Genomic DNA, 26,076 nt, shown 5'->3' with positions numbered 1-26,076 from the left:
AATACTGCGGAGTTGCCATGTTGATCAAAATCCCCAAGTCGTCTGACTGCAAAGAGTCGGACGTCACGCCTGAATCTCTTTATTTCTCTCGCCGTAGCCTGTTGGGTGGGGCCATTGCTGGCTTGGCTGCCAGTGCGCTGCCACGTTGGGCCAGTGCCGAAGACGCTGGGCGCTATCCAGATGTCGAGCCTGGCAAGGCGCCGTCATGGTTTGCGCAAAAGCTGCCGGAAACCAAATGGCAGGCGGTCAACGTCAAGGATGAGGCGATCACTCCGTTCAAGGATGCCACCCACTACAACAACTTCTATGAGTTCGGTGCCGACAAGGGCGACCCGGCTGCCAATGCCGGCGCGCTGAAAACCGAGCCCTGGAGTGTGGTGGTGGACGGGGAGGTGGGCAAGCCAGGGCGTTATGCGCTGGAAGACTTCATGAAGCCTTATCAATTGGAGGAGCGGATCTACCGGCTGCGTTGTGTCGAGGCCTGGTCCATGGTGATTCCCTGGATCGGTTTCCCGATCTCCGAGCTGCTCAAGCAGGTCGAGCCAACCTCCAAGGCCAAGTTCATCCGCTTCGAAACCCTTCAGGATCCTAAAAGCATGCCCGGTCAACGTTCGGGTTTTGCTCTGATCGATTGGCCTTATGTAGAAGGGCTGCGCCTGGATGAGGCGATGCACCCCTTGGCGATTCTTGCCGTGGGGATGTATGGCCGTGAGCTGCCCAACCAGAACGGCGCACCGTTGCGTTTGGTAGTGCCCTGGAAGTACGGCTTCAAGAGCATCAAGTCCATCGTGCGTATCAGTCTGGTAGAGGAGCAGCCGAAAACCACCTGGCAAAGCATCGCTGCCAATGAGTACGGTTTTTACGCGAACGTGAATCCCACGGTTGATCACCCTCGCTGGACTCAGGCACGCGAACGTCGATTGCCTAGCGGTCTGTTCAGTCCCAACGTGCGTGAGACACAGATGTTCAATGGCTACGCGGATGAAGTCGCTTCTTTATATACCGGCCTGGATCTGCGGAAGAATTACTGATGCGCTACCCACTCTGGCGCCTTGGCGTCTTCATCGTTGCTGCTATCTGGCCTTTGCTTTGGTTGTACCAGGCTTGGGCCTCCGCCCTCGGGCCCGACCCGGGAAAGGTACTGGTCGATCGATTGGGTCTGGGTACCCTGATCTTTTTACTGATCACCCTGAGCATGACGCCCCTGCAGAAACTCACGGGATGGGCGGGGTGGATCGCGGTACGACGCCAGCTTGGTTTGTGGTGCTTTGCTTATGTAGTGCTGCATTTAAGTGCTTACGCTGTATTTATCCTCGGGCTCGACTGGTCGCAGTTGGGCGTGGAGTTGCGTAAGCGGCCCTACATTATTGTAGGAAGCCTGGGCTTTCTCGGATTGTTGGCCTTGGCGGTGACTTCCAATCGATACAGCCAGCGTCGCCTGGGCAGTCGTTGGAAGAAGTTGCATCGGTTGGCGTATCTCATTCTCGGGCTGGGTTTACTGCATATGCTCTGGATTGTTCGGGCTGATCTTAAAGAGTGGGCTATCTACGCCTCTATTGGCGCGTTGTTGTTACTGTTGCGGGTGCCGCCGGTGACACGGCGAATCCCGCGTTTAGTGGGGAAAAACCATCTTTTGCAACAAAAGCGTAATTAGGGGTTGACGGCAGATTCTGGAAGTCTATAATTCGCCCCACTTCCGGCGCAGTCGAAACGGAAAACTCCTTGAGATTCAACGAGTTACGCGGTTTTCGGCAGTGGTTGCGCTTCAGTTCATCGAAGCCCGAAGGAGTTGATTCGGCAGTAAGTTTTCGCCGAGTTAACGATTCGATCTTCTCGGTCGAAAGCGGAGAAAAAGAGGTGTTGACAGCAGCGTGTAACGCTGTAGAATTCGCCTCCCGCTGACGAGAGATCGGAAGCGCAAGTGGTTGAAGTTGCAAAGGAAACTTTGAGAGCTTCTTAAAATAACCGCTTGACAGATGCAGAGGCTGCTGTAGAATGCGCGCCTCGGTTGAGACGAAAGACTTAACCAACCGCTCTTTAACAACTGAATCAAGCAATTCGTGTGGGTGCTTGTGGAGTCAGACTGATAGTCAGAAAGATTATCAGCATCACAAGTTACTCCGCGAGAAATCAAAGATGTAACCAACGATTGCTGAGCCAAGTTTAGGGTTTTCTCAAAACCCAAAGATGTTTGAACTGAAGAGTTTGATCATGGCTCAGATTGAACGCTGGCGGCAGGCCTAACACATGCAAGTCGAGCGGTAGAGAGGTGCTTGCACCTCTTGAGAGCGGCGGACGGGTGAGTAATGCCTAGGAATCTGCCTGGTAGTGGGGGATAACGTTCGGAAACGGACGCTAATACCGCATACGTCCTACGGGAGAAAGCAGGGGACCTTCGGGCCTTGCGCTATCAGATGAGCCTAGGTCGGATTAGCTAGTTGGTGAGGTAATGGCTCACCAAGGCGACGATCCGTAACTGGTCTGAGAGGATGATCAGTCACACTGGAACTGAGACACGGTCCAGACTCCTACGGGAGGCAGCAGTGGGGAATATTGGACAATGGGCGAAAGCCTGATCCAGCCATGCCGCGTGTGTGAAGAAGGTCTTCGGATTGTAAAGCACTTTAAGTTGGGAGGAAGGGTACTTACCTAATACGTGAGTATTTTGACGTTACCGACAGAATAAGCACCGGCTAACTCTGTGCCAGCAGCCGCGGTAATACAGAGGGTGCAAGCGTTAATCGGAATTACTGGGCGTAAAGCGCGCGTAGGTGGTTCGTTAAGTTGGATGTGAAATCCCCGGGCTCAACCTGGGAACTGCATCCAAAACTGGCGAGCTAGAGTATGGTAGAGGGTGGTGGAATTTCCTGTGTAGCGGTGAAATGCGTAGATATAGGAAGGAACACCAGTGGCGAAGGCGACCACCTGGACTGATACTGACACTGAGGTGCGAAAGCGTGGGGAGCAAACAGGATTAGATACCCTGGTAGTCCACGCCGTAAACGATGTCAACTAGCCGTTGGGAGCCTTGAGCTCTTAGTGGCGCAGCTAACGCATTAAGTTGACCGCCTGGGGAGTACGGCCGCAAGGTTAAAACTCAAATGAATTGACGGGGGCCCGCACAAGCGGTGGAGCATGTGGTTTAATTCGAAGCAACGCGAAGAACCTTACCAGGCCTTGACATCCAATGAACTTTCCAGAGATGGATTGGTGCCTTCGGGAACATTGAGACAGGTGCTGCATGGCTGTCGTCAGCTCGTGTCGTGAGATGTTGGGTTAAGTCCCGTAACGAGCGCAACCCTTGTCCTTAGTTACCAGCACGTTATGGTGGGCACTCTAAGGAGACTGCCGGTGACAAACCGGAGGAAGGTGGGGATGACGTCAAGTCATCATGGCCCTTACGGCCTGGGCTACACACGTGCTACAATGGTCGGTACAGAGGGTTGCCAAGCCGCGAGGTGGAGCTAATCCCACAAAACCGATCGTAGTCCGGATCGCAGTCTGCAACTCGACTGCGTGAAGTCGGAATCGCTAGTAATCGCGAATCAGAATGTCGCGGTGAATACGTTCCCGGGCCTTGTACACACCGCCCGTCACACCATGGGAGTGGGTTGCACCAGAAGTAGCTAGTCTAACCTTCGGGAGGACGGTTACCACGGTGTGATTCATGACTGGGGTGAAGTCGTAACAAGGTAGCCGTAGGGGAACCTGCGGCTGGATCACCTCCTTAATCGACGACATCAGCTGCTTCATAAGCTCCCACACGAATTGCTTGATTCATTGAAGAAGACGATTGGGTCTGTAGCTCAGTTGGTTAGAGCGCACCCCTGATAAGGGTGAGGTCGGCAGTTCGAATCTGCCCAGACCCACCAATTACTGGTGCACCCTGTAGCGATACGGGGCCATAGCTCAGCTGGGAGAGCGCCTGCCTTGCACGCAGGAGGTCAGCGGTTCGATCCCGCTTGGCTCCACCATTACAGATTGGTGTCCATCGTTTAAAGCTTAGAAATGAGCATTCCATCAAGTTGATGGTGAATGTTGATTTCTGATCTTTATCAGAATCGTTCTTTAAAAATTTGGGTATGTGATAGAAAGATAGACTGGATAGCACTTTCACTGGTGTTGTTCAGGCTAAGGTAAAATTTGTGAGTTTAATCGCGAATTTTCGGCGAATGTCGTCTTCACAGTATAACCAGATTGCTTGGGGTTATATGGTCAAGTGAAGAAGCGCATACGGTGGATGCCTTGGCAGTCAGAGGCGATGAAAGACGTGGTAGCCTGCGAAAAGCTTCGGGGAGTCGGCAAACAGACTTTGATCCGGAGATGTCTGAATGGGGGAACCCAGCCATCATAAGATGGTTATCTTGTACTGAATACATAGGTGCAAGAGGCGAACCAGGGGAACTGAAACATCTAAGTACCCTGAGGAAAAGAAATCAACCGAGATTCCCTTAGTAGTGGCGAGCGAACGGGGACTAGCCCTTAAGTGGCTTTGAGATTAGCGGAACGCTCTGGAAAGTGCGGCCATAGTGGGTGATAGCCCTGTACGCGAAAATCTCTTAGTCATGAAATCGAGTAGGACGGAGCACGAGAAACTTTGTCTGAATATGGGGGGACCATCCTCCAAGGCTAAATACTACTGACTGACCGATAGTGAACTAGTACCGTGAGGGAAAGGCGAAAAGAACCCCGGAGAGGGGAGTGAAATAGATCCTGAAACCGTATGCGTACAAGCAGTGGGAGCAGACTTTGTTCTGTGACTGCGTACCTTTTGTATAATGGGTCAGCGACTTATATTCAGTGGCGAGCTTAACCGAATAGGGGAGGCGTAGCGAAAGCGAGTCTTAATAGGGCGTTTAGTCGCTGGGTATAGACCCGAAACCGGGCGATCTATCCATGGGCAGGTTGAAGGTTAGGTAACACTGACTGGAGGACCGAACCGACTACCGTTGAAAAGTTAGCGGATGACCTGTGGATCGGAGTGAAAGGCTAATCAAGCTCGGAGATAGCTGGTTCTCCTCGAAAGCTATTTAGGTAGCGCCTCATGTATCACTGTAGGGGGTAGAGCACTGTTTCGGCTAGGGGGTCATCCCGACTTACCAAACCGATGCAAACTCCGAATACCTACAAGTGCCGAGCATGGGAGACACACGGCGGGTGCTAACGTCCGTCGTGAAAAGGGAAACAACCCAGACCGTCAGCTAAGGTCCCAAAGTTATGGTTAAGTGGGAAACGATGTGGGAAGGCTTAGACAGCTAGGAGGTTGGCTTAGAAGCAGCCACCCTTTAAAGAAAGCGTAATAGCTCACTAGTCGAGTCGGCCTGCGCGGAAGATGTAACGGGGCTCAAACCATACACCGAAGCTACGGGTATCACGTAAGTGATGCGGTAGAGGAGCGTTCTGTAAGCCTGTGAAGGTGAGTTGAGAAGCTTGCTGGAGGTATCAGAAGTGCGAATGCTGACATGAGTAACGACAATGGGTGTGAAAAACACCCACGCCGAAAGACCAAGGTTTCCTGCGCAACGTTAATCGACGCAGGGTTAGTCGGTCCCTAAGGCGAGGCTGAAAAGCGTAGTCGATGGAAAACAGGTTAATATTCCTGTACTTCTAGTTATTGCGATGGAGGGACGGAGAAGGCTAGGCCAGCTTGGCGTTGGTTGTCCAAGTTTAAGGTGGTAGGCTGGAATCTTAGGTAAATCCGGGATTCTAAGGCCGAGAGCTGATGACGAGTTACCTTTTAGGTGACGAAGTGGTTGATGCCATGCTTCCAAGAAAAGCTTCTAAGCTTCAGATAACTAGGAACCGTACCCCAAACCGACACAGGTGGTTGGGTAGAGAATACCAAGGCGCTTGAGAGAACTCGGGTGAAGGAACTAGGCAAAATGGCACCGTAACTTCGGGAGAAGGTGCGCCGGTGAGGGTGAAGGACTTGCTCCGTAAGCCCATGCCGGTCGAAGATACCAGGCCGCTGCGACTGTTTATTAAAAACACAGCACTCTGCAAACACGAAAGTGGACGTATAGGGTGTGACGCCTGCCCGGTGCCGGAAGGTTAATTGATGGGGTTAGCTAACGCGAAGCTCTTGATCGAAGCCCCGGTAAACGGCGGCCGTAACTATAACGGTCCTAAGGTAGCGAAATTCCTTGTCGGGTAAGTTCCGACCTGCACGAATGGCGTAACGATGGCGGCGCTGTCTCCACCCGAGACTCAGTGAAATTGAAATCGCTGTGAAGATGCAGTGTATCCGCGGCTAGACGGAAAGACCCCGTGAACCTTTACTATAGCTTTGCACTGGACTTTGAATTTGCTTGTGTAGGATAGGTGGGAGGCTTTGAAGCGTGGACGCCAGTTCGCGTGGAGCCATCCTTGAAATACCACCCTGGCAACTTTGAGGTTCTAACTCAGGTCCGTTATCCGGATCGAGGACAGTGTATGGTGGGTAGTTTGACTGGGGCGGTCTCCTCCTAAAGAGTAACGGAGGAGTACGAAGGTGCGCTCAGACCGGTCGGAAATCGGTCGTAGAGTATAAAGGCAAAAGCGCGCTTGACTGCGAGACAGACACGTCGAGCAGGTACGAAAGTAGGTCTTAGTGATCCGGTGGTTCTGTATGGAAGGGCCATCGCTCAACGGATAAAAGGTACTCCGGGGATAACAGGCTGATACCGCCCAAGAGTTCATATCGACGGCGGTGTTTGGCACCTCGATGTCGGCTCATCACATCCTGGGGCTGAAGCCGGTCCCAAGGGTATGGCTGTTCGCCATTTAAAGTGGTACGCGAGCTGGGTTTAGAACGTCGTGAGACAGTTCGGTCCCTATCTGCCGTGGACGTTTGAGATTTGAGAGGGGCTGCTCCTAGTACGAGAGGACCGGAGTGGACGAACCTCTGGTGTTCCGGTTGTCACGCCAGTGGCATTGCCGGGTAGCTATGTTCGGAAAAGATAACCGCTGAAAGCATCTAAGCGGGAAACTTGCCTCAAGATGAGATCTCACTGGAACCTTGAGTTCCCTGAAGGGCCGTCGAAGACTACGACGTTGATAGGTTGGGTGTGTAAGCGCTGTGAGGCGTTGAGCTAACCAATACTAATTGCCCGTGAGGCTTGACCATATAACACCCAAGCAATTTGCGCTTAACAGCCAGATTGCGGTGTGTGAAGACGAAACGAACCGAAAGTTCGAGAAAACACACAAACTATCGCATACCCAATTTGCTGAAGCGTCGAAAGACGACTCGGCACACCGAATTTCTTGACGACCATAGAGCATTGGAACCACCTGATCCCATCCCGAACTCAGCAGTGAAACGATGCATCGCCGATGGTAGTGTGGGGTTTCCCCATGTGAGAGTAGGTCATCGTCAAGATTAAATTCCGAAACCCCAATTGCGAAAGCAATTGGGGTTTTGTTTTTGCGCGTAGAAAACGGTTCTTATCTCCAAACAATTTTGCACAGTTATTTTCGGGACGGACCTCTAGAATAGCTTCACGCCTTTTCAGAGCCAGAGTCTTGTATGTCAGATACGGTTGACGCCCCCGGGCTGTCGGAGTTGCCGCTGGACGATCTGGTGGCCTGCCACGAATGCGACTTGTTGATGCGCAAGCCAGAGCTGGCCCACGGAGAAAAAGCCCAGTGCCCCCGCTGTGGTTACGAGCTATACGCACACCGCCATAACGTCGTGGATCGCAGCTTGGCATTGGTTATTGCCGCGCTACTGCTCTATGTCCCCGCGAACTTTTTACCCATCATGCAGCTCAATCTACTCGGACAATCCTCTGAGGACACTGTGTGGAGCGGCGTTATCGGTTTGTTCAATACCGATATGCAAGGCGTGGCGGTGGTGGTGTTTCTCTGCAGCATGGGCATTCCATTGCTCAAGCTGGTCTGCCAGTTGCTCGTGCTCCTGAGTATTCGCCTGGACATAGGTCGCAGTTACGGCCTGTTGCTGTACCGCATTTATCACCACTTGCGGGACTGGGGCATGCTCGAGGTCTACCTGATGGGGGTATTGGTCGCCATCGTCAAGCTGGCGGACCTGGCTGCCATGACGGTCGGCCTGGGGTTGGTGTGTTTTGTCAGCCTGTTATTGGTTCAAGTGTGGCTTGAGGTGGTCATGTCGCCCCATCAGATATGGGATGCCCTGGCCGGGGAGGATGCGTATGCGGGCGATTGATGCGGGCATTCTGGTCTGTAATGAATGCCACGAGCTGAACAGGCAGGAACCCGATACCGATGAGCAAACCTGCACTCGTTGCGGGGCCCTGGTGCATGCTCGTCGCCCCAACAGCATCATGCGTACCTGGGCACTGCTGATTACTGCGGCGATCCTGTACATCCCAGCCAATGTACTGCCGATCATGACGGTCACGTCACTCGGCCAGGGTGACCCCAGCACTATCATGTCGGGGGTGATCGTACTGGTGCAGCACGGCATGATCCCGATTGCGGCGGTGGTGTTCATCGCCAGTATCCTGGTTCCTACCTTCAAGCTGGTGGGGATTGCCCTGTTGCTGTTTTCGGTCCAGCGCCACCAGCCGTTATCGGCGCGACAACGCATTTGGATGTACCGCTTTATCGAGTTCATCGGCCGCTGGTCGATGCTGGATATCTTTGTGATCGCCATCCTGGTGGCGGTGGTGAACTTCGGCCGACTTGCCAGTATCGAGGCCAATCTCGGTGCAGTGGCCTTTGCCAGCGTGGTGATTCTGACGATGCTCGCCGCAGTAACTTTTGATCCCCGACTGATCTGGGATAACACGGAGTCGGACGACGACAATGAGTGATTTGCCTAAAGCTAAAACCCGTCCGGCTTCGAACTGGTCGGCCATCTGGGTCCTGCCCCTGATCGCGTTGCTGATTGGCGGATGGTTGGGCTGGCGTGCCTACAGTCAGACCGGTATCGAGGTCCAGGTGCGCTTTGAAAGCGGCGAGGGCATCCAGGCCAACAAGACCGAGGTGGTCTACAAAGGGATGTCGGTGGGCAAGGTCAAGGCCCTGGCCCTGGACGACGAAGGCAACACCAGAGGGGTGATTGCCACTGTCGAGATGAACAAGGACGTCCAGCAATACCTGAAGAGCAGCACACGCTTCTGGCTGGTCAAGCCGAGCGTGACCCTGGCCGGGATCACCGGGCTGGAGACGCTGGTTTCAGGTAACTACATCGCCATCAGCCCGGGAGAGGGCGAGCCTGCGCGCAAGTTCAAGGCGCTGGTCGAAGAACCACCGTTATCGGACGCCAAGCCAGGCCTGCACTTGACCATTAAGGCGGATCGCCTGGGATCGTTGAACCGCGGCAGCCCGGTGTTCTACAAGCAGATCCAGGTGGGGCAGGTGAAAAGCTACCTGCTCTCCGAAGACCAGAACACGGTGGAGATCAAAGTCTTTATCGAGCCGACCTACGCCAACCTGGTGCGTAAACATACGCGTTTCTGGAACGCCAGCGGCATCAGCATCGACGCCAACCTGTCCGGTGTGAAAGTGCGTAGCGAATCCCTGGCCAGCATCGTCGCCGGCGGTATCGCCTTCGCTACCCCGGAGAATCGCCGGGACAGCCCGCCAACCGACCCGACCCTGCCGTTCCGTCTCTACGAGGACTTCGACGCGGCGCAGGCGGGCATCCGGGTCAAGGTCAAGCTGAGTGACTTCGAAGGGCTCCAGGCAGGTCGCACGCCAGTCATGTACAAGGGGATTCAGGTTGGTAACCTCAAGGCCCTCAAGGTCGACCCGGATTTGTCCAGCGCCACGGCGGAGCTGACCCTGGACCCCCTGGCCGAGGATTACCTGGTGCAAGGCACCCAGTTCTGGGTGGTCAAGCCTTCGATCTCCCTGGCGGGTATCACCGGTCTGGAAGCCCTGGTCAAAGGCAACTACATCGCGGTGCGCCCAGGTGACAAGGGCGCTGCTCCGCAACGCGAATTCGAGGCGCGGCCCAAGGCGCCGCCGCTGGATCTGCGCTCCCCTGGCCTGCACCTGGTGCTGTTCACCGAAAACCTCGGTTCGCTGGAGGTGGGCAGCCCGATTCTGTACAAGCAGGTCAAGGTCGGCTCGGTGCAGAGCTACCAGTTTTCGCGGACCCGCAAGCAGTTGGTCATCGGCGTGCATATCGAGAAGGAATACGAAGGGCTGGTGAACGGCTCGACGCGTTTCTGGAATGCCAGCGGTGTCACCTTGACCGGTGGCCTGACCGGCGGCATCCAGGTCAAGAGCGAGTCGTTGCAAAGCCTGATGGCTGGCGGTATCGCCTTCGACACGCCGGAACCCAACGTGCCGCTGAAAAAGCGCATCCCACGTTTCCGCTTGTATGCCGACAAGGAGCAGGCGACACAGAAGGGCACGCTGATCAGCATCAAGGTCGATCGCGCCGATGGCCTGCGTCCGGGTACGCCTATCCGCTTCAAGGGGCTGGATGTCGGCAAGGTCGAAGACGTCGACCTGAGCGGCGATCTGCAGTCGGTGCTGCTCAAGGCTCGGATCACCGAGGTGCCGGAGCGAATCGCGCGGGTCGGCAGCCAGTTCTGGGTGGTCAAGCCGGAGCTTGGCTTGATCAAGACCGCCAACCTGGAAACCCTGGTGACCGGACAGTACATCGAGGTGCAGCCGGCGGCGAAGAACCTCGGCGCGCAAACCAGCTTTGTCGCCTTGCCCCAGCCACCGGAAACCGCGGTCGCCGAGGCCGGCCTGAGCCTGGTGCTGAGCGCGGCGCGGCGCGGCTCGCTGAAGGTCGGCGTGCCGGTGACTTACCGCGAGGTAACGGTGGGCAAGGTCACGGGCTACGAACTGGGCCAGACTGCCGACCGGGTGTTGATCCATATCCTGATCGAGCCGAAGTACGCGCCGCTGGTGCGTGGCGGTACGCGTTTCTGGAACAGCAGTGGGTTCGGTATCGACATCGGCCTGTTCAAGGGCGCAACCGTCCGCACCGAGTCGCTGGAGACCCTGATCCAGGGCGGCATCGCCTTTGCCACGCCGGATGGCGAGCGCATGGGCAACCCGGCACGGCCGGAACAGACCTTCCCGTTGTTCGACAAGTTCGAGGACGAATGGCTGACCTGGGCACCGAAAATCCCCCTGGGCAAATAACCCAGAAAACAAAAAGGCCGTGATCGAAAGATCACGGCCTTTTTGTTTTACGGCTTTGGCGGTTACACCTCGTCCAGCTCCGCTTCGGCTTCTGGCTCGACGTTCAGGGTGGCCTTGACCTGATCGTGACGGCGGATGTACTTCCAGTCCGCCTCGTCGATGTAGATACCGTTCGGGCCGCTGCCGCCTTCCAGGTCGATGGCGACCTGGGCCGACACCTGCGGCTTCACACTGGCCAGGATCGGCACGAAGCCCAGTTGCAGGCTGGTTTCCAGCAGCGCTGCCTGGTTCTTCTCGTCGATGTCCGCAGCCTCGTCGAGGTAGTACGGCAGGCGGATGCGCCCGGCCTGCTCGCGGTCCATCAAGTGCAGCAACAGGTACATGTTGGTCAGCGCCTTGATGGTCATGGTGGTGCCGTTGGACGCCGCGCCATCGATATCGGTGTGGATCACCGGCTGGCCATTGACCTTGGTGATCTCGAACGCCAGCTCGAACAGGTCTTTCAGACCCAGTTGGTTATGGTTGGCCGCTACCAGGCGGGCCAGGTATTCCTTGGCCTCTTCGTTCTTGCTGTCCTGTTCGGCGCTCTGGCTCAGGTCGAACACCGACAGGGTCTCGCCTTCTTCGTACTGGCCGGCGCTGTGGATGATCTGGTCGATGTGCTTGAGGGCTTCCTTGTTCGGCGCGAGCACGATGCGGAAGCTCTGCAGGTTGGACACCTGGCGTTTGTTGATCTCGCGGTTGAACAGCGCCAACTGATGCTCGAGGCTGTCGTAGTCGCTGCGGATGTTGCGCAGGGTCCGGGCGATATCGGTGACGGCCGCGCGACGCGCCTTGCCCAGGGTCAGGGCTTCGTCGGTGCGGTGCGCATAGGCGTTGATCAGCAGTTGCAGGCGACGCTCCATGTCGTCTTCGCTGTCGAACTTGGCCACGCCCTTGAGGCGCACCTGAGCGTACAGCGCCTCGATCTGGCCATCGACCCGCTGCAGACCTTGCCAGCTGTCCTGATAGTCGTTGAGCAGGGGCAGCAGGTTGTCCATGGAGTCGTCCACCGGCTCCATGAACGGCGTGCCGAACGGCAGGTCCGCCGGCAACAGCTGGCGACGGCGCAGGGCGTCGTCGAGGGTGCGTTGCTTGGCTTCCATGTCGCCGATCTGCCGGCCCACGAGTTGCAGCTTGGCCGACAGTTGCTGGACGCGTTCGGTGAAGGCGTCGCTGGAACGCTTGAGTTCGTCCTGGGCGGCTTCCATCTGCGCCAGCTGTTCCAGCTTTTCGCCTTCCTCGGCGCTCAGGGTCTGCGCGCGGCGGAAATCTTCCAGGGCTTTCTGCGCATCCAGCACCTGCTGGTACAGCGCTTCGGTCTGGGTCTTGCTCGCGGCGCGGTCGGCGGCCACTGCGGCCTGGGTTTTCAGCTGCTTGAGTTCTTTGTCCAGGCGCTCTTTCTGGTCGCGCAATGCCGCGCGATCCGCCAGGGCCTGCAAGGCCGGCGGTTCGATGTGGGAAATGTCGATGGACAGCCCCGGCACTTCGAAGCGCTCGCCCTTGAAGCCATCGAGGATCAGCTCCACGGACTTGACCCAGTCGCCGTTCTCGTCCAAGGCAATGCCATGTTCGCCCAGCGGCAGGCTGAACAACTGGCTGTTGAACAGGCGCATCAGGCGCTCGACGTCCTGTTGCGAGAATTCCTCGCGCAGGCGCGCATAGCTGTTGTTGTCGGCGTTATCGAGCTGCTGCTTGACCGACTTCAGGCGTTTTTCCAGATCCCGCAGGCGCTCTTCCAGGTCCTCGGCGGAGAACTGCCGGGACTGGGCCAGGGCGCCGGCCAGTTCGTCGTGGGCATCCTTGGCCGCCAGCAGTTGCTGCTCCAGGACCTTGACATCGTCCACCAGGGCGAAACGATGCTTGAGCACCGAGAGCTCACCGAGCCAGCGCTGGGTGCCGGTGATTTCCCGCTCCAGGCGCATCATTTCCTGGGTGCTGCTGCGCTGGTCATTCTGCAGTGCGTCCTGCTCGTTGCGGTAGTGCTCGGCCTGGATGGTCAGCTCTTCCTTGCGCGCGCTGGCGTAGTCGGACCAGGTGCCCAGCAGCGAATCAAGCAGCGGCGACAGGCGATGCAGTTTGCCGCGCAGGATGTCGCGCTGTGTCACGCCGTTGGCCAGGGCTTCCACCAGGGGACCCGCGGCCACCAGCGAGTTGTAGTCCTGCTCCATGCGGCGCACGTCGCGGAAGGCATCTTCGCAGGCGGCGATGTAGTCGACGCTGCCGGAACGCAGGCTGTGCTCGAAGGCATCGAGGAACAGCTGCTTGAGCTTGGCCGCGGTGATTTCGCGCATGTGCAGCAGGTTGATGAACAGCGCGCGGAAGGTCTTCAGGCTCTGCTCGCTGGTGGAGCGCAGCGGGATCAGGGTCAGGTCCAGCGGAATCGAGGTATGTCCGCCGACCAGCAGGCGACGCAGTTCGTCCGGCTTGAGTTCATAGGCCTTCAGGCCCTGGCGCTCGAGGTTGGTGAACAGCTCTTTCTGCCGCAGGCAAGTGTCGTCTTTCTGGTAGTGCGCCAGGTCCAGCGAGCCGGCATAGGCGAAGAACTGGTGACCGAAACTGCCGCCCGGACCGCGCCCGGCCACGCCGATCACATGCGGGCCATGGGGCAGGGACACTTCCACCAGGATGTAGCTGGTATCGGTAGCGAAGTAGAAACGCCGCGACTGTTCCAGGCTGTACTTGCCGAAGCTCATGTCCGACATGCGTGCCAGGATCGGGAATTGCAGAGCGTTGATCGAAGCGGACTTGCCCAGGTTGTTCGCGCCGTAGACCGACAGCGGCTCTTCCAGCGGGAACAGGCCCAGGCTGTAGCCGGCGGTGTTCAAAAGGGCAAAGCGGCGGATGCCGTAGCGTTCCTTGCTCATGCGTCGAGCTCCTGTTCTTCGGCAATGGCGCGGGCCAGTGCGTCTTCTTCACTTTCCGATTCGACGAATTCGCTGAGGTCCAGCGGGTCGTCGGTCTGCAGCAGTTTTTCGTCGCTGTCTTCGTCGATCAGCACCGGCGTCGGCAATGGCAGCACGCTGTGCAGGCTGGCGGCCAGGTCACGGTCCTGCTGCACCGACAGGCACACATCGAGGAAGCGGTGCATCGGCGGCAGGAAGCGGTAGATGCCCGGCTCCTCGCCGGCAAAACCCAGTTGGGTCATGCGGCGCATGATTTTTTCTTCCAGTTCTTCATGGGTCTGCACTTCGGCCTGGATGAACAGGTCGCGGTACTTCTCCAGCAAGGACGGCAGTTCGTCGCGGCCGAGGCTGCCGCCGTCGAGCACGGCGACCGGGTCGCGGCCCTGGTCAGCCAGGTGCTCCACCAGGATGAAGGTGAACAGCGCCAGGCGCTGGGCGGTCTTGTTCACCTGGGCGGCGGCGTTCTCCGGCACGAAGTAGTAGAAACCACGGGTGTCGCATACCAGTTCGAAGCCCAGGGCCTTGAACAGGGTGCGGTACTGGTCCTGGAAGTTCGACAGCTGGGAGTACAGCTCCGGGTCGCGGCGGCTGACGTGATAACCCTTGAACAGCTCGCGAAAGATCGGCGCCAGCTGGGACAGTTCGGAAAGATCAAGATGCATGTGGAGTGCTCGCAGAATTCTCGGTCACGTCATCGCGGGCCGAGAGCAGGGCGAAGGAGCGCAGGCTGACCTGGTGCTCGTGGGTGTGGTAGTCGCGGCGTTCCAGACGCTCGCGCTTGAAGCGTTTTTCCCGCGACAGACGGGAGAACCAGTACAGCAACTCGTCGGTGGCACCGTCCGGTTCCTGCTCCAGCAGCCAGGTCATCAGGTCCGGCATCGGCAGGGCGTCTTCGCAGCGGTCGAGCATCTCGCGGACCGTACGTGGCGCCCGTGGCGCATTGCCGCCCTTGTGGGTCTTGTGCGCCTTGGGGAAGCGCGTCGGCTTCGGCTCGAAGCTGGCCAGGGCATAGACATAGGCCTCGACCTGGCCGGAGCTGCCGAGGAAGGTGCTTTGCGGACGGGTGAACAGTGGCATGGCCGCTTGCGGCACGGCGTCGATGCCCTTGCGCCGGATGGCCGACAGCGCCAGGGCCGCGCCGCGGGTCACGGCGTTGTGCCGGCGGGCTTCTTCACGCAGCGGCAGCAGCAGTTCCCGGGCGTGACGCAGGGTCAGCTGGGCGCTGGTCTGCATTTCCAGGATCCGCGCGTGGGTGCGCAGCAGCATGTCGTCGTCCACCAGGTGGCCCAGGCGCTGCTGTTCGGTGAGCATGCGCAGCAGGACGTTCTCGACCTTGCGCACGCCTTGCTCGAAGGCGCCGTCGGCGTTCACCAGCTGGATCATCGGCTCGACGTATTCGTCCCAGGTGGCCAGTACCTCGGCGTATCGCTGGCGCAGGGGAATCTGCCGGTCGCTGGTCTTGGCCCGCTCGGCGACGGCCACCAGGGCCTGTTCGTCGTTGGCGAGCTTTTTCAATACATCGCGCACGCGCATGTCCAGCAACCGCAGCTGGCGGGCCAGGTCATGGCCGTCGCGGATGTCGAAGGCGTCCTGAATGTAACCGGCCAGGCGTTCGAGGTGGCGCAGGTAGGCTTCGATTTCCAGGCACAGGCCCAGGCGGTGCTCGCGCCGCAGGTAGGCGAGGAAGTCGTGGATCTGTGCGTTGAGCTCGAAACGGTTCGGGCTTTTCGCCACCGGAACCAGGATATCCAGGCGGATCCACACGTCCAGCAGGCTGGTAATGTCCTGTGGCGTACTGTCAATTTGCTGGGTGGCCAGCTGTGAACGCAGTTCGGCGAGGCTCAGGGTGCCTTGGTCGAAGTGCTCGCACAGTGGCTCCAGAAGTGCCCAGTGTTCGGCGAGGGCGCGCAACACGCGCTTGGGTTCGATCATCGGAATGGCCGGCTGGTTGGCAATGAAAAGCAGCGATTGTACTGCATCGGAAGGCTGACGATTCACCCCTCGGTCTTGTCATGGGCTGGACCGGTGTTTTTGTGACGAATCAACTGCGGGCGATCTTCGGCGAAGGACGGTAGAATCCCCCCACTTCAGTTATCCACAAGTGGCCGACCTTTGCTTATCGAGTCCCGCCGTCGCGCTTATCTGTCCGCCATGCAGGTGGTCAGCTGGCTGCCGCGCACCGAGTTGCCCTTTGCGGCGCCGTCCCGTCCCGAGTTGCTGGTGATTGCCGAGCCCGTGGTCGAGGCCCCGGCAGCCCCTGCACCTGTGGCCAAAACGGTTGCCGAGCCTGTGGCCAAGCCTGCCGAACGGCCGAAAATCGAAGTGCCGCGTCCCGCCGGCGCTGCCGTTCGTCCGGTCAGCAAGCCCGTGGTCGATGCCGAGGAGGCCCCGGCGCCGGTCAAGGCCCCGCCCGTGCCGCCACCGCGTTTCGCCCTGCAATTGCTGCGCGCCGGTCGTTGCCTGCTGCTGGTGGAGTTACCCACAGGCGAAGCCTTCCAGAGCCGCGACCCGGCCTATCTGCTGCTCAAGGACATGCTGCGCGCCGCTGGCCTGCCGGACAGCCCGCAGATCCTCGCCGAGCCGGTGCGCTGGCCGATGCTGACCCGCGGCAATCTCGACCAGGGGCCGGACGCGGCGCGGGATTTCGTCCAGGCCTTTGTCGGGGCGCGCGTCGAAGAAGAACCTTGTGTCTGCCTGTGGCTGATCGGCCTGCCGGCGGTGCGTTTCGCGGGCGAGGCTGATGCGCAGTCCTACAACCGTGAACTCCAGGTCGAAGGCCTGGGCTCGGCCTGGGCGCTGCCTGGGCTGGAACAATTAATGGAAGAGCCACAGCGTAAGGCTGATGTCTGGCAAGCCATGCGTCGGCTGATGGCGCGTTGGAAAAGTAGCAATGAGTGACGCTTTATCGTTCCGCCAGGCCACCGAGGCGGATCTGGATGCCATCCTGAAAATCGAATACGCGGCGTTCAGCCATCCCTGGACCCGCGGCATTTTCACCGATGCCCTGAAATCCTATGAAGTCTGGCTGATGTTCGAAGGCAGCCAGCAGGTTGGCCACGGAGTGATCCAGGTGATCATCGACGAAGCCCACCTGCTCAATATCACCGTCAAGCCGGAAAGCCAGGGCCGTGGCCTGGGCCTGCGCCTGCTGGAAGAATTGATGAAGCGCGCCTACCAGAAAGACGCGCGCGAATGCTTCCTCGAAGTGCGTTCCAGCAACCAGACCGCCTACCGGCTGTACGAGCGCTACGGTTTCAACGAAGTGGGCCGCCGCCGCGATTACTATCCGGCGACAGGCGGGCGCGAAGATGCGCTGGTGATGGCCTGCACCCTGGTCGATTGACGGCGTATCGAGCCGCTATCGTAGGAGCGAGGCTTGCCCGCGATAGCGCTGTGTCAGGCAAACCGCTATCGCGGGCAAGCCTCGCTCCTACAGTTGTTAAAGGCAGGTATCAGCGTTTGCCATCCAGTGGGTCGCGCTGGGCCAGTTCGGCTTCGTCCAGGCCGTTGCCGCCGCCGATATCGTTTTCATCGACAATGCTCAGGTCCCAGTCGGCCGGCTGGTCTTCACCGGCTTCATGGGCGGAGCGGGCGCCGTCTTCGCGGATCAGGTTTTCCGGGGTCAGCTCATCGTCGTTGGGCTCATCCTCGGCGTTGCCGGTCAGGCTGGAGCCATGGATGTGCCTGTGGGGAGTACGATGCTCCACAGGGCTGGAAGCAGGGTCACCGACCCTGGCGCCGGGTTCTTCTTCATCGAAATCCAGCTCTTCCATGGAACCCATGCGGTCTTCGTTGTCGTCGATGGGCTCGGGCTGAGGCGCGCCATAGGGACGTCGTGATTCAGTCATGACGGTTGCTCATACTTTTGGGCTTAAAGAGTGGACCCACCAGACCCGGCAAGATTCAAAGGGGTGGATAAGCGGTATCTGCATAGACGCGCGTGACCCCGATAGACAGTCGTCTGTCATAGCAACGCATCAATCCTGAGGTTTCACAGCATGAACGAACTACAAGACCTGATTGATAACAACGAGCGTTGGGCCGAAGCGATCAAGCAGGAAGATCCTGAATTCTTCTCCAAGCTGGCCCGCCAGCAGACGCCGGAATACCTGTGGATCGGCTGTTCGGACGCCCGTGTACCGGCCAACGAGATCGTCGGCATGCTTCCCGGGGATCTGTTCGTACACCGCAACGTGGCCAACGTGGTGCTGCACACCGACCTCAATTGCCTGTCGGTGATCCAGTACGCGGTGGACGTGCTCAAGGTCAAACACATCCTGGTCACCGGTCACTATGGCTGTGGCGGCGTGCGCGCCTCGATGCAGGATCGCCAGCTGGGCCTGATCGACGGCTGGCTGCGCTCGATTCGCGACCTGTACTACGAACATCGCGAAGTCCTGGGGCAACTGGCCACCGAGGAAGAACGGGTCGACCGCCTCTGCGAGCTGAACGTGATCCAGCAAGTGGCCAACGTCGGCCACACCAGCATTGTGCAAAACGCCTGGCATCGTGGGCAGAGCCTGTCGATCCACGGTTGCATCTATGGCATCAAGGACGGTCGCTGGAAGAGCCTGAACGCCACCATCAGTGGCTTCGAGCAGCTGCCGCCGCAGTACCGCCTGCGTCCGGTCGGGGCGCTCTGAGGCGCTGAAAACCCATCGCGAGCAAGCTCGCTCCTACGGGCGATGTGCCGTTCTTAGGAGCGAGCTTGCTCGCGATGGGATGTAGCTGTTACCGCTTGTCCGTCAGATATGCGGCGGTACTTCGGCACTCATCGACGGTGCCGGCGCCTTCAGCTGCTTCAGCTGGGTCTGTACCGGCTCGCTGGTGCACTTGGCCTGGGCCTGCTCCGGCGTCAGCTTGCGGATCGAGGTGTAGAACAGGGCGCAGGTCTGCTCTTTGTTGGTCACCTGCCAGTTCTGCGTGCAGCTTTTGAGTTGCACTGTCGGGTCGCTGCCCGGCTTGCTGCCCATCCCGGCCTGCCAGCAGGCCGCGCTCAGATCCTGCCCCATCACCTTCAAGCCGGCCGCGTCGGCCTTGGCCTCGTCGCCGTCGTAGTTCTCTGGATCCGCCGCGTACCAGATGTAACTCGGGTGGTTGGAGCCCAGCACCGGCACCTTCAGGCCCGCGCTCGGGCTGATCTGCGCCAGGCCCAGTACGTTCACGGTCGGGCCGTACTGCTGCTTGATCCAGTTACGCACCGGCGCGCCGAAGGCCACCATTGGCAGGGCGGCGCCGCTGGCACTCTGGCTGATCTGCTTGACCATGGTGGTCTGGTAGTCCTGGAAGTAGCCATAGACGCCTTCCAGGTCCTTGCCCGCGCTGGAGGGGGCGGCGATCGGTGCAATGTCGATGATGGTCTGGTAGCCCGGGGTCTGCTCGGCGGGAATGCCATTGGTGGTGAGCAGGGTGGCCCAGCGGTCGGTGGTGGCCGATTTCAGGTAGTCCTGGGCTTGAGTCAGCGAGTAGTCCGGCGGGAAGTGCAGCAGCTCGACGCTCTTGCGGTTTTCCAGGGCCATGCCCAGGGGCAGGAACAGGTACCAGCTGTAGGTCCATTTGCCGTCGCTGTTGAGTTTGCTGGCGCCCTTGTAGGCCAGGTCGCCGGCATCCAGCAGGGCGGTCAGCGGCTTGCCATAGTCCTTCGGAACACCGCTGATGTTGGCGTACAGCTGGTTGTTATCGGTCTTCACCTTGACCTTGGCGGTGCTGTAGCCATCGCGTTTCACGCTTTGGGTCAGGTAATGCTCGACGGTCTGTTCCAGCGTCCAGTTGCGAAAGCAGATCACGTTGCAGTTGTTGGGGTAGGAGAAGAGTTGGGTGACGCGCTGGGTGTTGCCCAGCTTCAGATCGACGTTGGCCTGGGCTGCGGTGCTCAGGGTCAGGCCGCCCAGGGTCAGGGCGGCGAGGGGAAGGGACAATCCTGTGAGTTTCATGCTTGGCTCCTTGTCAGCGTTGGCCTCGTCTGGGCGAGGTAAGTTCCACCCTGAAACAGTAGCGGGTGACAAGGAAAAGGGTGGAATAAATCTTCATTTCTGCACCCACAAACGGCCGCCCGGGCGGCCGCTGCCGCCGGTTCAGGCCGGGAAGTGCAGGGCATTGCTCAGGTCGCCCATGGGCGCCTGCCCCCGGGCGATCATCGCCGCGTCCCGTTGCTTGAGGCCGTCGAGCGGTTCCAGCTGGAACACCCGGGTGATCAGCCGCAGGATCGACGCGGTGTCGTACACCGTATGGTCCACCGTGCCCTTGCGGGCGAACGGTGACACCACCAGCGCCGGGATGCGTGTCCCCGGCCCCCAGCGGTCGCCCTTGGGCGGGGCGACGTGGTCCCACCAGCCGCCGTTCTCATCGACCGTGACGATCACCACCATGTTCTGCCACTGCGGGCTTTCGCGCAGCACCTTCAGAGCGCGCACGATATGCCGGTCGCCGGCGGCCACATCGGCATAACCGGCGTGCATGTTGAGGTTGCCCTGGGGCTTGTAGAACGCCACCGGCGGCAATTTGCCGGCCTCGGCATCGGCGAGGAAGCGGTTGCTGCTCGACTCATCGCCCAGGCCCGCATCGCGCAGGTGGTGGTTACGTTCGTTGGGATGCTCGGGACCGAACTGCGCGAAGTAGTTGAACGGCTGGTGGTGGTACTGGAAGTTGGGGATCTTCGGAATCCCCGCCGAATCCTTGTAGGCGTCCAGCGTGACCTGCCAGGCGCCGGCGTACCAGGCCCAGTCGATGTCCTTGCGCGAGAGCTTGTCGCCGATGGTGTCGTGGCGCTGCGGTACCAGCACATTGGGCAGGTCGGCCTTGGCATAGGCCGGGCGCTGCGGGTCGCGGATCCAGGTCGGCCAGTAGGGCGGGGCCATGGTATTGACCGCGTAGCCGTCCGGGGTCAGCAGGCTCGGGCCGAATTGCGGCGGGCCGCTCATGGCGCTGGCCGGGGATTGCTCCAGCGGCTTGAGACGGCTGTCGAGCGGGTCGTCGCTCTGCAGGGTGGCGATCTGTGGCTTGGCCACCGAATTGGCCGCGTCCGGATAAAACGGCACCGCGGCGCTGATCAGGTACTGGTGGTTGAGAAACGAACCGCCGAAGGTGCCCTGGAAGAAGTTGTCGCACAGCACGAATTCCCGGGCCACATCCCACAGGCGCAGCTCATAGCGGCTCTGGGCGTAATACCCCATGGGCAGGCCGCCGGAGTCGGCCCAGGCGACGAAACCATCGTTCTTGCCGCCGTTGATCTGCATCTGGTTCTGGTAGAACACGTGCCACAGGTCGCGGGTGACCAGGCCCAGGGGCAGGTCTTGGCCATCGGGGCCCTTGAGGGCGAAGGGCGCGTTGGGCAGGTGCTCCTGGTACTGGGTGCCGACCGGGTAGGTCACGCCATCCAGGGCCTGGGGCCCGACCTGGGCGACGCCACCCCAGACCGGCGGCAGGGCCGGCAACAGGCTGCCGTCACGGTCGCGTTGCTGATAGTCGGCGGGCTTGAGGGCCGAGAGCGGTTTTTCCAGCCCCGGGAAGTCGGCGAACAGGTTGTTGAAGCTGCGGTTCTCGGCATAGATCACCACCACGTTCTTCACGTTGTCGCGCAGCGCCCGGTCCAGCTCGGCCGGCGACAGCGGGCGCTCCACCGGCTTGCCCGGCGCCGGGTCGTTGTGGCCGCAGGCGCTGAGCGTCGCGCCGACACCCAGCACCGCCACGCCGCCGAGAAAACGCCGGCGGCTGGTGTCGGTGGGTGGCTCCGTGGCCTTGGAATGTTCTGGGTCTTTCGAGTGTTCGTCGCTCATGCCGGGTCCCTGATTACCTTTCGATCAATTCGTAACAAAGTATTTCGGCTGCACGGTAGCAACCGAATATGACGGAAAGACTACAGAAAAGGCTCTGGGACGGGGCTTAGAAGATAGTAGGGGGAGGCTGGAAAGGATGTAGGGCTGCTTCTGCAGGAGCGGCCGGTCGACGCTCGATTGCCCGCGATGAGGGCATGGCGGGCACCCTCGGCCTGGCGGCCGATCGCGAGCAGACTCGCTCCTACAGGGAAGCGAGCCGCTGGCAACAGATTACGGCGCCACGGGCGGTATATAGCTCAGCGTGGTGCCCAGTGCCCACAGCAGCACCAGCACCAGCGGTGCGTGGACCAGCAACTGGACGAAGGAGAAGCCGATCAGGTCCCGCGCCTTGAGCCCCAGCACCCCCAGCAGCGGCAGCATGTAGAAGGGGTTGATCAGGTTCGGCAGTGCCTCGGCGGCGTTGTAGATCTGCACCGCCCAGCCCAGGTGGTATTGCAGGTCATTGGCCACCTGCATCACGTAGGGCGCCTCGATGATCCACTTGCCGCCGCCCGACGGAATGAAGAAGCCCAGCACCGCCGAGTAGACCCCCATCAGCAGCGCGTAGGTGTTGTGGGAGGCGATCTGCACGAAGAAGGTCGAGATATGGTGGGCCAGGGTCTGGCCGTCGACGCCCTTGACCACCGTCAGCAAGGCCGCGATGGAGCCGTACAGCGGGAACTGGATCAGCACCCCGGTGGTGGTCGGCACGGCGCGGGCCACGGCTTCGAGGAAGCTGCGCGGGCGCCAGTGCAGCAGCGCGCCGAGCATCAGGAACAGAAAGTTATAGGTGTTGAGCCCGGAAATCGCGGTGATCGCCGGCTTGGTGGCGAACTCATGGTAGAGCCAGCCGGCTGCCAGCAAGGCCAGCAGGATGGTCAGCAGCGGGCTGTATTCCAGCCACTCACCGGGGCGGGTGCGCGGTTGTGGCTTGGGCATGCTGAAGCTCGGGTCGATGCCGCAGGCCTTGGCGTCGCGCGCCGAGTTCGGACCGGGCGCGGTGGCATAGGCGATGACCAGCGAGACCAGGATCAAGGCCAGCAGCAACAGGCCCGACTGCCAGAGAAAGATGGTCTGGGTGAACGGAATCACCCCGGTGATCGACAGGATCGACGGCGGCAGGCTGCCCGGGTTGGCCTGCAATTGCGCGGCCGAGGACGACAGGCCGAGGGCCCAGACCGCGCCAAGGCCCAGGTAGGCCGCGGCGCCGGCGGCGCGGTAGTCCATGCGCAGCTCGGTACGCCGGGCCAGGGCCCGCACCAGCAAGCCGCCGAACACCAGGGACAGGCCCCAGTTGAGCAAGGAGGCGACCATGGAGATCAGTGCGACCCAGGCCACGGCGGAACGGCCGTTCTTCGGGATGCGTGCCAGCTTGTCGATCAGCTTCACCGCTGGCGGCGAGCTGGCGACCACATAACCGCCGATGACCACGAAGGCCATCTGCATGGTGAAGGGGATCAGGCTCCAGAAGCCGTCGCCGAAGGCCATGGCGGTGTCGGTGGGCTTGGCGCCCATGGCCATGGTGGCCAGGGCGACTATGACCACCGCCAGCGCGGCGAACACCCAGGAGTCGGGGAACCAGCGCTCGGCCCAGTTCGAGCAGCGCAGGGCAAAACGGGCGGAACGGCTGTCTTCAATGTCTGTGGACACGTCGATACCTCAAGTCTTTTTATGATTGTCAGGAGGTCGGTCGCCTCCGGCTGGGGCGATCGAGAACTGTGCAAGAATGCGGCAATTGGTACCCACTGCAAAGGATTGACGTACATGCCATTCCCGCTCGAAGAACGCCAGGCGCTGCTCAAGCTCAAGGGTGTCGGCGAAAACGTGGTCGCCCGTCTCGAACAACTGGGCATCGATTCCCTCGCCCAACTGGCCCAGGCCGATGCCCTGGAGATCGTCACCCAGGCCTCGGCCCTGGTCGGCTCCAGCTGCTGGAAAAACAGCCCCCAGGCCCGCGCGGCGATCCAGGCGGCGATTGCCCTGGCCAAGGACGCTTGACGCGGTGAGCCGCGAAACGCCTTTCGCCTATCAGGCGGTCTACCGCTACCTGGTGGAGTGGCTGGACGGCGCCAGCGCGGCCGAGCAGCGCCTGCCGTCATTGCGTGCCCTGGCCCAGCGCCTCAAGGTCTCGGTTTCCACCACCAAGTACGCCTATGGCTTGCTCGAGGATGAAGGGCGGATCTACGCCCGGCCCAAGCAGGGCTACTTCAGCCGCCCCGTGCCGGCGCCAGGGCTGGCGCCGGATACGGAGTTGCTGGACAGGGTCTATGCCTACGCCCGCCAGCCCGGAATGCTGGCGCTGTGCAGCGACGCTCCGGCGATGCTGCTGTCGCTGGACAATCCCCTGTTGAGCGCCGAGCGCGAGCTGGTACGCCAGTACCCACGCTCCCAGGCACCGCTGTACCAGCCGTTTGGCGAGGCGGAGCTGCGCACGGCGCTGGCCGAGCGCTACACCCGCTCGACCACGGATTACTGGCAGGCCGAGCAGGTGTTTCTCGGCACGGATTTGCGCGCGGTGCTGGCATTGTCGCTGGATGCCCTGGAGCTGAACGGCAGCGTCGCCCTGGTGGAGTCGCCTTGTTCCTGGGCGATCCTGCGGCAATTGCAGGCGGCGAAGATCCGCGTGATCGAGCTGCCGCTGGACGCCGCAGGACGCTTCGATCGCCAGCGCCTGCATGAGGTGCTGCAACGCGAACCGGTGCGCCTGGCGCTGCTGTCTTCGACCCTGAGCGCGCCCCACGGCAGCCTGATGCCCGCGGCGGACAAACGGCAGCTGTGCCGCTGGCTGGGGGAGCACGGTATCTGGCTGTTGGAAAATGACAGCTATGGCGAGTTCTGCTTTACACCGGCGCCGGCGCGGTATCGCGATTACGCCGATCCCGAGCGGCTGCTGGTGTTTTCCACCTTCGACAAAGTCATCGGTTCCGAGGCGCCCTTCAGCTATGTGCTGTGCCGTGGCCAGGGCGCTCGCTTGCAGCGGCACTTTCTCGAGCGCGCGTTCCGCCTGTCACCGATCCGCCAGAAGGCCGTGGCCAAACTGCTGGGCAGCGGCCGGGTCGATCAGCACCTGGTTCAGTTGCGCGGCCTGCTGCGCGAACGCATGGGCCAGCTGCAGGCGCTGCTGGCCGAACACGCCGCCGAGCAGTTGCGGGTGGTTACCCCGGCCGGCGGCGCGACCCTCTGGGCCGAGGCCACGCGCCCGGTGGAGATGCTTCAGGTCTATGAGCAATTGCTGGGGCAGGGCATCGTCATCGCCCCGGGGCAGATGTTCAGCCAGCAAGGCCTGTGGCGCCATCACCTGCGCCTGAGCTTCACCCTCGACTGGCGCCAGGACATCGCCGGCGCCGTGCAACGCCTGGCCCGGGCCATCGATCAGACGCCGTAGCAGTGCCGCACCTCGGGGAAGCGGCCATCGCGCACCTCGGCGGCGAACCGCTCGCAGGCCTGGCTGATCAGCGCCCCGACATCGGCGTACTGTTTGACGAAGCGCGGCACCTGGGGCCCGCCCAGGCCCAGCAGGTCCTCGGTCACCAGCACCTGGCCGTCGCAGGCGGGGGAGGCGCCGATGCCGATGGTTGGCATCGCCGAAAAGTCGCTGATACGCCGCGCGAGGTTTTCCGCCACCCCTTCCAGCAGCAGGCTGAACGCCCCGGCTTCGAGATGGGCACGGGCGTCGGCTTCGATGGCCTGGGCCGTGGCGTCGTTCAGGCCCTGGGCCTTGAAGCCACCCATGACGTTCACGTACTGGGGCATCAGGCCGATATGGGCCATAACCGGAATCCCGCGTTGCACCAGGAACTCCACGGTCGGCGCCAGGGCCAGCCCGCCTTCGAGCTTGAGCGCGTCACAGCCGGTGCGCGCCAGCACCTCGGCGCAATTGCGGTAGGCCTGTTGCGGCGATTCCTGGTAACTGCCGAACGGCATGTCGGCGATCACGCAGGCCAGTCGGGTACTGGCGACCACGGCGCGGGTGTGGCCGATGATCTCTTCCAGGCTCATGTCCAGGGTCGAGGTGCGGCCATAGCCGACCATGGCCGTGGAGTCGCCGATCAGCACGAAATCGACGAACGGGTCCATCAGCCGCGCCATGTGGCTGGTGTAGGCGGTCAGGGAGACGATCTTCTGCTGGCCTTTCATGGCCACCAGTTGCGGTACGGTCAGGCGTTTGCTGCGGGTATGGATGCTCATGGCGGCTTTCCTGTTGCGGGTGGGAAAGTCGCCGATTATTGGCGTCCGCGGCGGCG

18 protein-coding genes, 2 tRNA genes and 3 rRNA genes are annotated in these 26,076 nt (G+C 60.6%); 15 read left to right on the top strand and 8 right to left on the bottom strand.

Annotated features, from left to right (window positions below; genetic code table 11):
- The first annotated feature begins 17 nt into the window (after positions 1–17).
- The 10 genes from msrP to CXQ81_RS27945 all read left to right on the top strand — a co-directional run bounded on the left by msrP (position 18) and on the right by CXQ81_RS27945 (position 11,073).
- The gene (gene msrP / locus CXQ81_RS27995; protein WP_101339132.1) at positions 18–1,031 is read left to right on the top strand and encodes a protein-methionine-sulfoxide reductase catalytic subunit MsrP; all 1,014 of its coding nucleotides are present in this window, start codon (positions 18–20) and stop codon (positions 1,029–1,031) included.
- Positions 1,031–1,654: a protein-methionine-sulfoxide reductase heme-binding subunit MsrQ gene (gene msrQ, locus CXQ81_RS27990; protein ID WP_087091986.1), complete on the top strand. Its 624-nt coding sequence runs from the start codon at positions 1,031–1,033 to the stop codon at positions 1,652–1,654. The genes msrP and msrQ overlap by 1 nt, the downstream gene beginning before the upstream one ends.
- Before the next feature lie 539 nt (positions 1,655–2,193).
- Positions 2,194–3,730 (top strand): 16S ribosomal RNA (locus CXQ81_RS27980).
- A 65-nt stretch (positions 3,731–3,795) separates the two neighbouring features.
- Positions 3,796–3,872 (top strand) — tRNA-Ile (locus tag CXQ81_RS27975).
- A gap of 26 nt (positions 3,873–3,898) precedes the next feature.
- A tRNA-Ala gene (locus CXQ81_RS27970) sits at positions 3,899–3,974 on the top strand.
- Positions 3,975–4,213: 239 nt separating this feature from the next.
- Positions 4,214–7,105 (top strand): 23S ribosomal RNA (locus CXQ81_RS27965).
- A gap of 139 nt (positions 7,106–7,244) precedes the next feature.
- Positions 7,245–7,360: ribosomal RNA gene (gene rrf, locus CXQ81_RS27960) — 5S ribosomal RNA — on the top strand.
- Together the 16S, 23S and 5S rRNA genes with 2 tRNA genes alongside form the textbook arrangement of a ribosomal RNA operon.
- A gap of 147 nt (positions 7,361–7,507) precedes the next feature.
- Positions 7,508–8,167, top strand: a complete 660-nt coding sequence (locus tag CXQ81_RS27955; protein ID WP_053262660.1) for a paraquat-inducible protein A — start codon at positions 7,508–7,510, stop codon at positions 8,165–8,167.
- Entirely contained in the window at positions 8,154–8,777 is a 624-nt protein-coding gene (locus CXQ81_RS27950) for a paraquat-inducible protein A (protein ID WP_007930128.1), read from the top strand. Before CXQ81_RS27955 ends, CXQ81_RS27950 begins: the two co-directional genes overlap by 14 nt.
- Positions 8,770–11,073 (top strand): PqiB family protein, encoded by a 2,304-nt coding sequence (locus CXQ81_RS27945; RefSeq protein ID WP_007930129.1) that lies wholly within the window; start codon positions 8,770–8,772, stop codon positions 11,071–11,073. The genes CXQ81_RS27950 and CXQ81_RS27945 overlap by 8 nt, the downstream gene beginning before the upstream one ends.
- A gap of 62 nt (positions 11,074–11,135) precedes the next feature.
- On the opposite strand, the gene mksF is transcribed toward CXQ81_RS27945, so the two are convergent.
- Genes mksF through mksB form a run of 3 tightly spaced genes read right to left on the bottom strand, consistent with a single transcriptional unit; the run spans position 11,136 to position 15,950 of the window.
- Positions 11,136–13,979, bottom strand: coding sequence for an Mks condensin complex protein MksF (mksF, locus tag CXQ81_RS27940; protein WP_007930131.1), 2,844 nt, complete (start codon positions 13,977–13,979; stop codon positions 11,136–11,138).
- Positions 13,976–14,680: an Mks condensin complex protein MksE gene (gene mksE / locus CXQ81_RS27935; protein ID WP_007930132.1), complete on the bottom strand. Its 705-nt coding sequence runs from the start codon at positions 14,678–14,680 to the stop codon at positions 13,976–13,978. Before mksE ends, mksF begins: the two co-directional genes overlap by 4 nt.
- Positions 14,670–15,950 (bottom strand): Mks condensin complex protein MksB, encoded by a 1,281-nt coding sequence (gene mksB / locus CXQ81_RS27930; protein WP_053262682.1) that lies wholly within the window; start codon positions 15,948–15,950, stop codon positions 14,670–14,672. The genes mksE and mksB overlap by 11 nt, the downstream gene beginning before the upstream one ends.
- A 180-nt stretch (positions 15,951–16,130) precedes the next feature.
- Between mksB and CXQ81_RS27925 the strand changes: the two genes are divergently transcribed.
- Positions 16,131–16,916 carry an energy transducer TonB gene (locus CXQ81_RS27925; protein ID WP_101339131.1) on the top strand — a complete coding sequence of 262 codons (786 nt, stop codon included), beginning with the start codon at positions 16,131–16,133 and terminating at the stop codon, positions 16,914–16,916.
- Positions 16,909–17,361: a ribosomal protein S18-alanine N-acetyltransferase gene (rimI, locus tag CXQ81_RS27920; RefSeq protein ID WP_009045633.1), complete on the top strand. Its 453-nt coding sequence runs from the start codon at positions 16,909–16,911 to the stop codon at positions 17,359–17,361. Before CXQ81_RS27925 ends, rimI begins: the two co-directional genes overlap by 8 nt.
- A gap of 109 nt (positions 17,362–17,470) precedes the next feature.
- Here the strand turns inward: rimI and CXQ81_RS27915 are convergent, their stop codons facing one another.
- Positions 17,471–17,866, bottom strand: a complete 396-nt coding sequence (locus CXQ81_RS27915) for a hypothetical protein (protein ID WP_007930138.1) — start codon at positions 17,864–17,866, stop codon at positions 17,471–17,473.
- Positions 17,867–18,016: 150 nt separating this feature from the next.
- Here CXQ81_RS27915 and can point away from each other — a divergent pair, with 150 nt between their 5' ends.
- Positions 18,017–18,661 carry a carbonate dehydratase gene (can, locus tag CXQ81_RS27910; RefSeq protein WP_007930139.1) on the top strand — a complete coding sequence of 215 codons (645 nt, stop codon included), beginning with the start codon at positions 18,017–18,019 and terminating at the stop codon, positions 18,659–18,661.
- A gap of 102 nt (positions 18,662–18,763) precedes the next feature.
- On the opposite strand, the gene CXQ81_RS27905 is transcribed toward can, so the two are convergent.
- The 3 genes from CXQ81_RS27905 to CXQ81_RS27895 all read right to left on the bottom strand — a co-directional run bounded on the left by CXQ81_RS27905 (position 18,764) and on the right by CXQ81_RS27895 (position 23,482).
- Positions 18,764–19,951: a hypothetical protein gene (locus tag CXQ81_RS27905; RefSeq protein WP_101339130.1), complete on the bottom strand. Its 1,188-nt coding sequence runs from the start codon at positions 19,949–19,951 to the stop codon at positions 18,764–18,766.
- A gap of 141 nt (positions 19,952–20,092) precedes the next feature.
- Positions 20,093–21,793, bottom strand: coding sequence for an acid phosphatase (locus tag CXQ81_RS27900; RefSeq protein ID WP_101339129.1), 1,701 nt, complete (start codon positions 21,791–21,793; stop codon positions 20,093–20,095).
- A 270-nt stretch (positions 21,794–22,063) separates the two neighbouring features.
- Positions 22,064–23,482, bottom strand: a complete 1,419-nt coding sequence (locus CXQ81_RS27895; RefSeq protein WP_101339128.1) for a short-chain fatty acid transporter — start codon at positions 23,480–23,482, stop codon at positions 22,064–22,066.
- 114 nt (positions 23,483–23,596) lie between these two features.
- Here CXQ81_RS27895 and CXQ81_RS27890 point away from each other — a divergent pair, with 114 nt between their 5' ends.
- Both CXQ81_RS27890 and CXQ81_RS27885 read left to right on the top strand, forming a co-directional pair.
- A complete protein-coding gene (locus CXQ81_RS27890; protein WP_101339127.1) occupies positions 23,597–23,830 on the top strand; it encodes a Pathogenicity locus in 234 nt (77 codons plus the stop codon).
- Positions 23,831–23,834: 4 nt separating this feature from the next.
- The gene (locus tag CXQ81_RS27885) at positions 23,835–25,217 is read left to right on the top strand and encodes a PLP-dependent aminotransferase family protein (protein WP_101339126.1); all 1,383 of its coding nucleotides are present in this window, start codon (positions 23,835–23,837) and stop codon (positions 25,215–25,217) included.
- On the opposite strand, the gene panB is transcribed toward CXQ81_RS27885, so the two are convergent.
- On the bottom strand, positions 25,205–26,020 hold the full coding sequence (gene panB, locus CXQ81_RS27880) for a 3-methyl-2-oxobutanoate hydroxymethyltransferase (RefSeq protein WP_101339125.1): 816 nt from the start codon (positions 26,018–26,020) through the stop codon (positions 25,205–25,207). The two genes, CXQ81_RS27885 and panB, sit on opposite strands and share 13 nt — an antisense overlap.
- Positions 26,021–26,076 lie beyond the last annotated feature (56 nt).

The organism is Pseudomonas sp. 09C 129, assembly GCF_002843625.1.
Taxonomy (GTDB): domain Bacteria; phylum Pseudomonadota; class Gammaproteobacteria; order Pseudomonadales; family Pseudomonadaceae; genus Aquipseudomonas; species Aquipseudomonas chlororaphis.
This window is presented reverse-complemented; position numbering and strand designations above follow the sequence as displayed.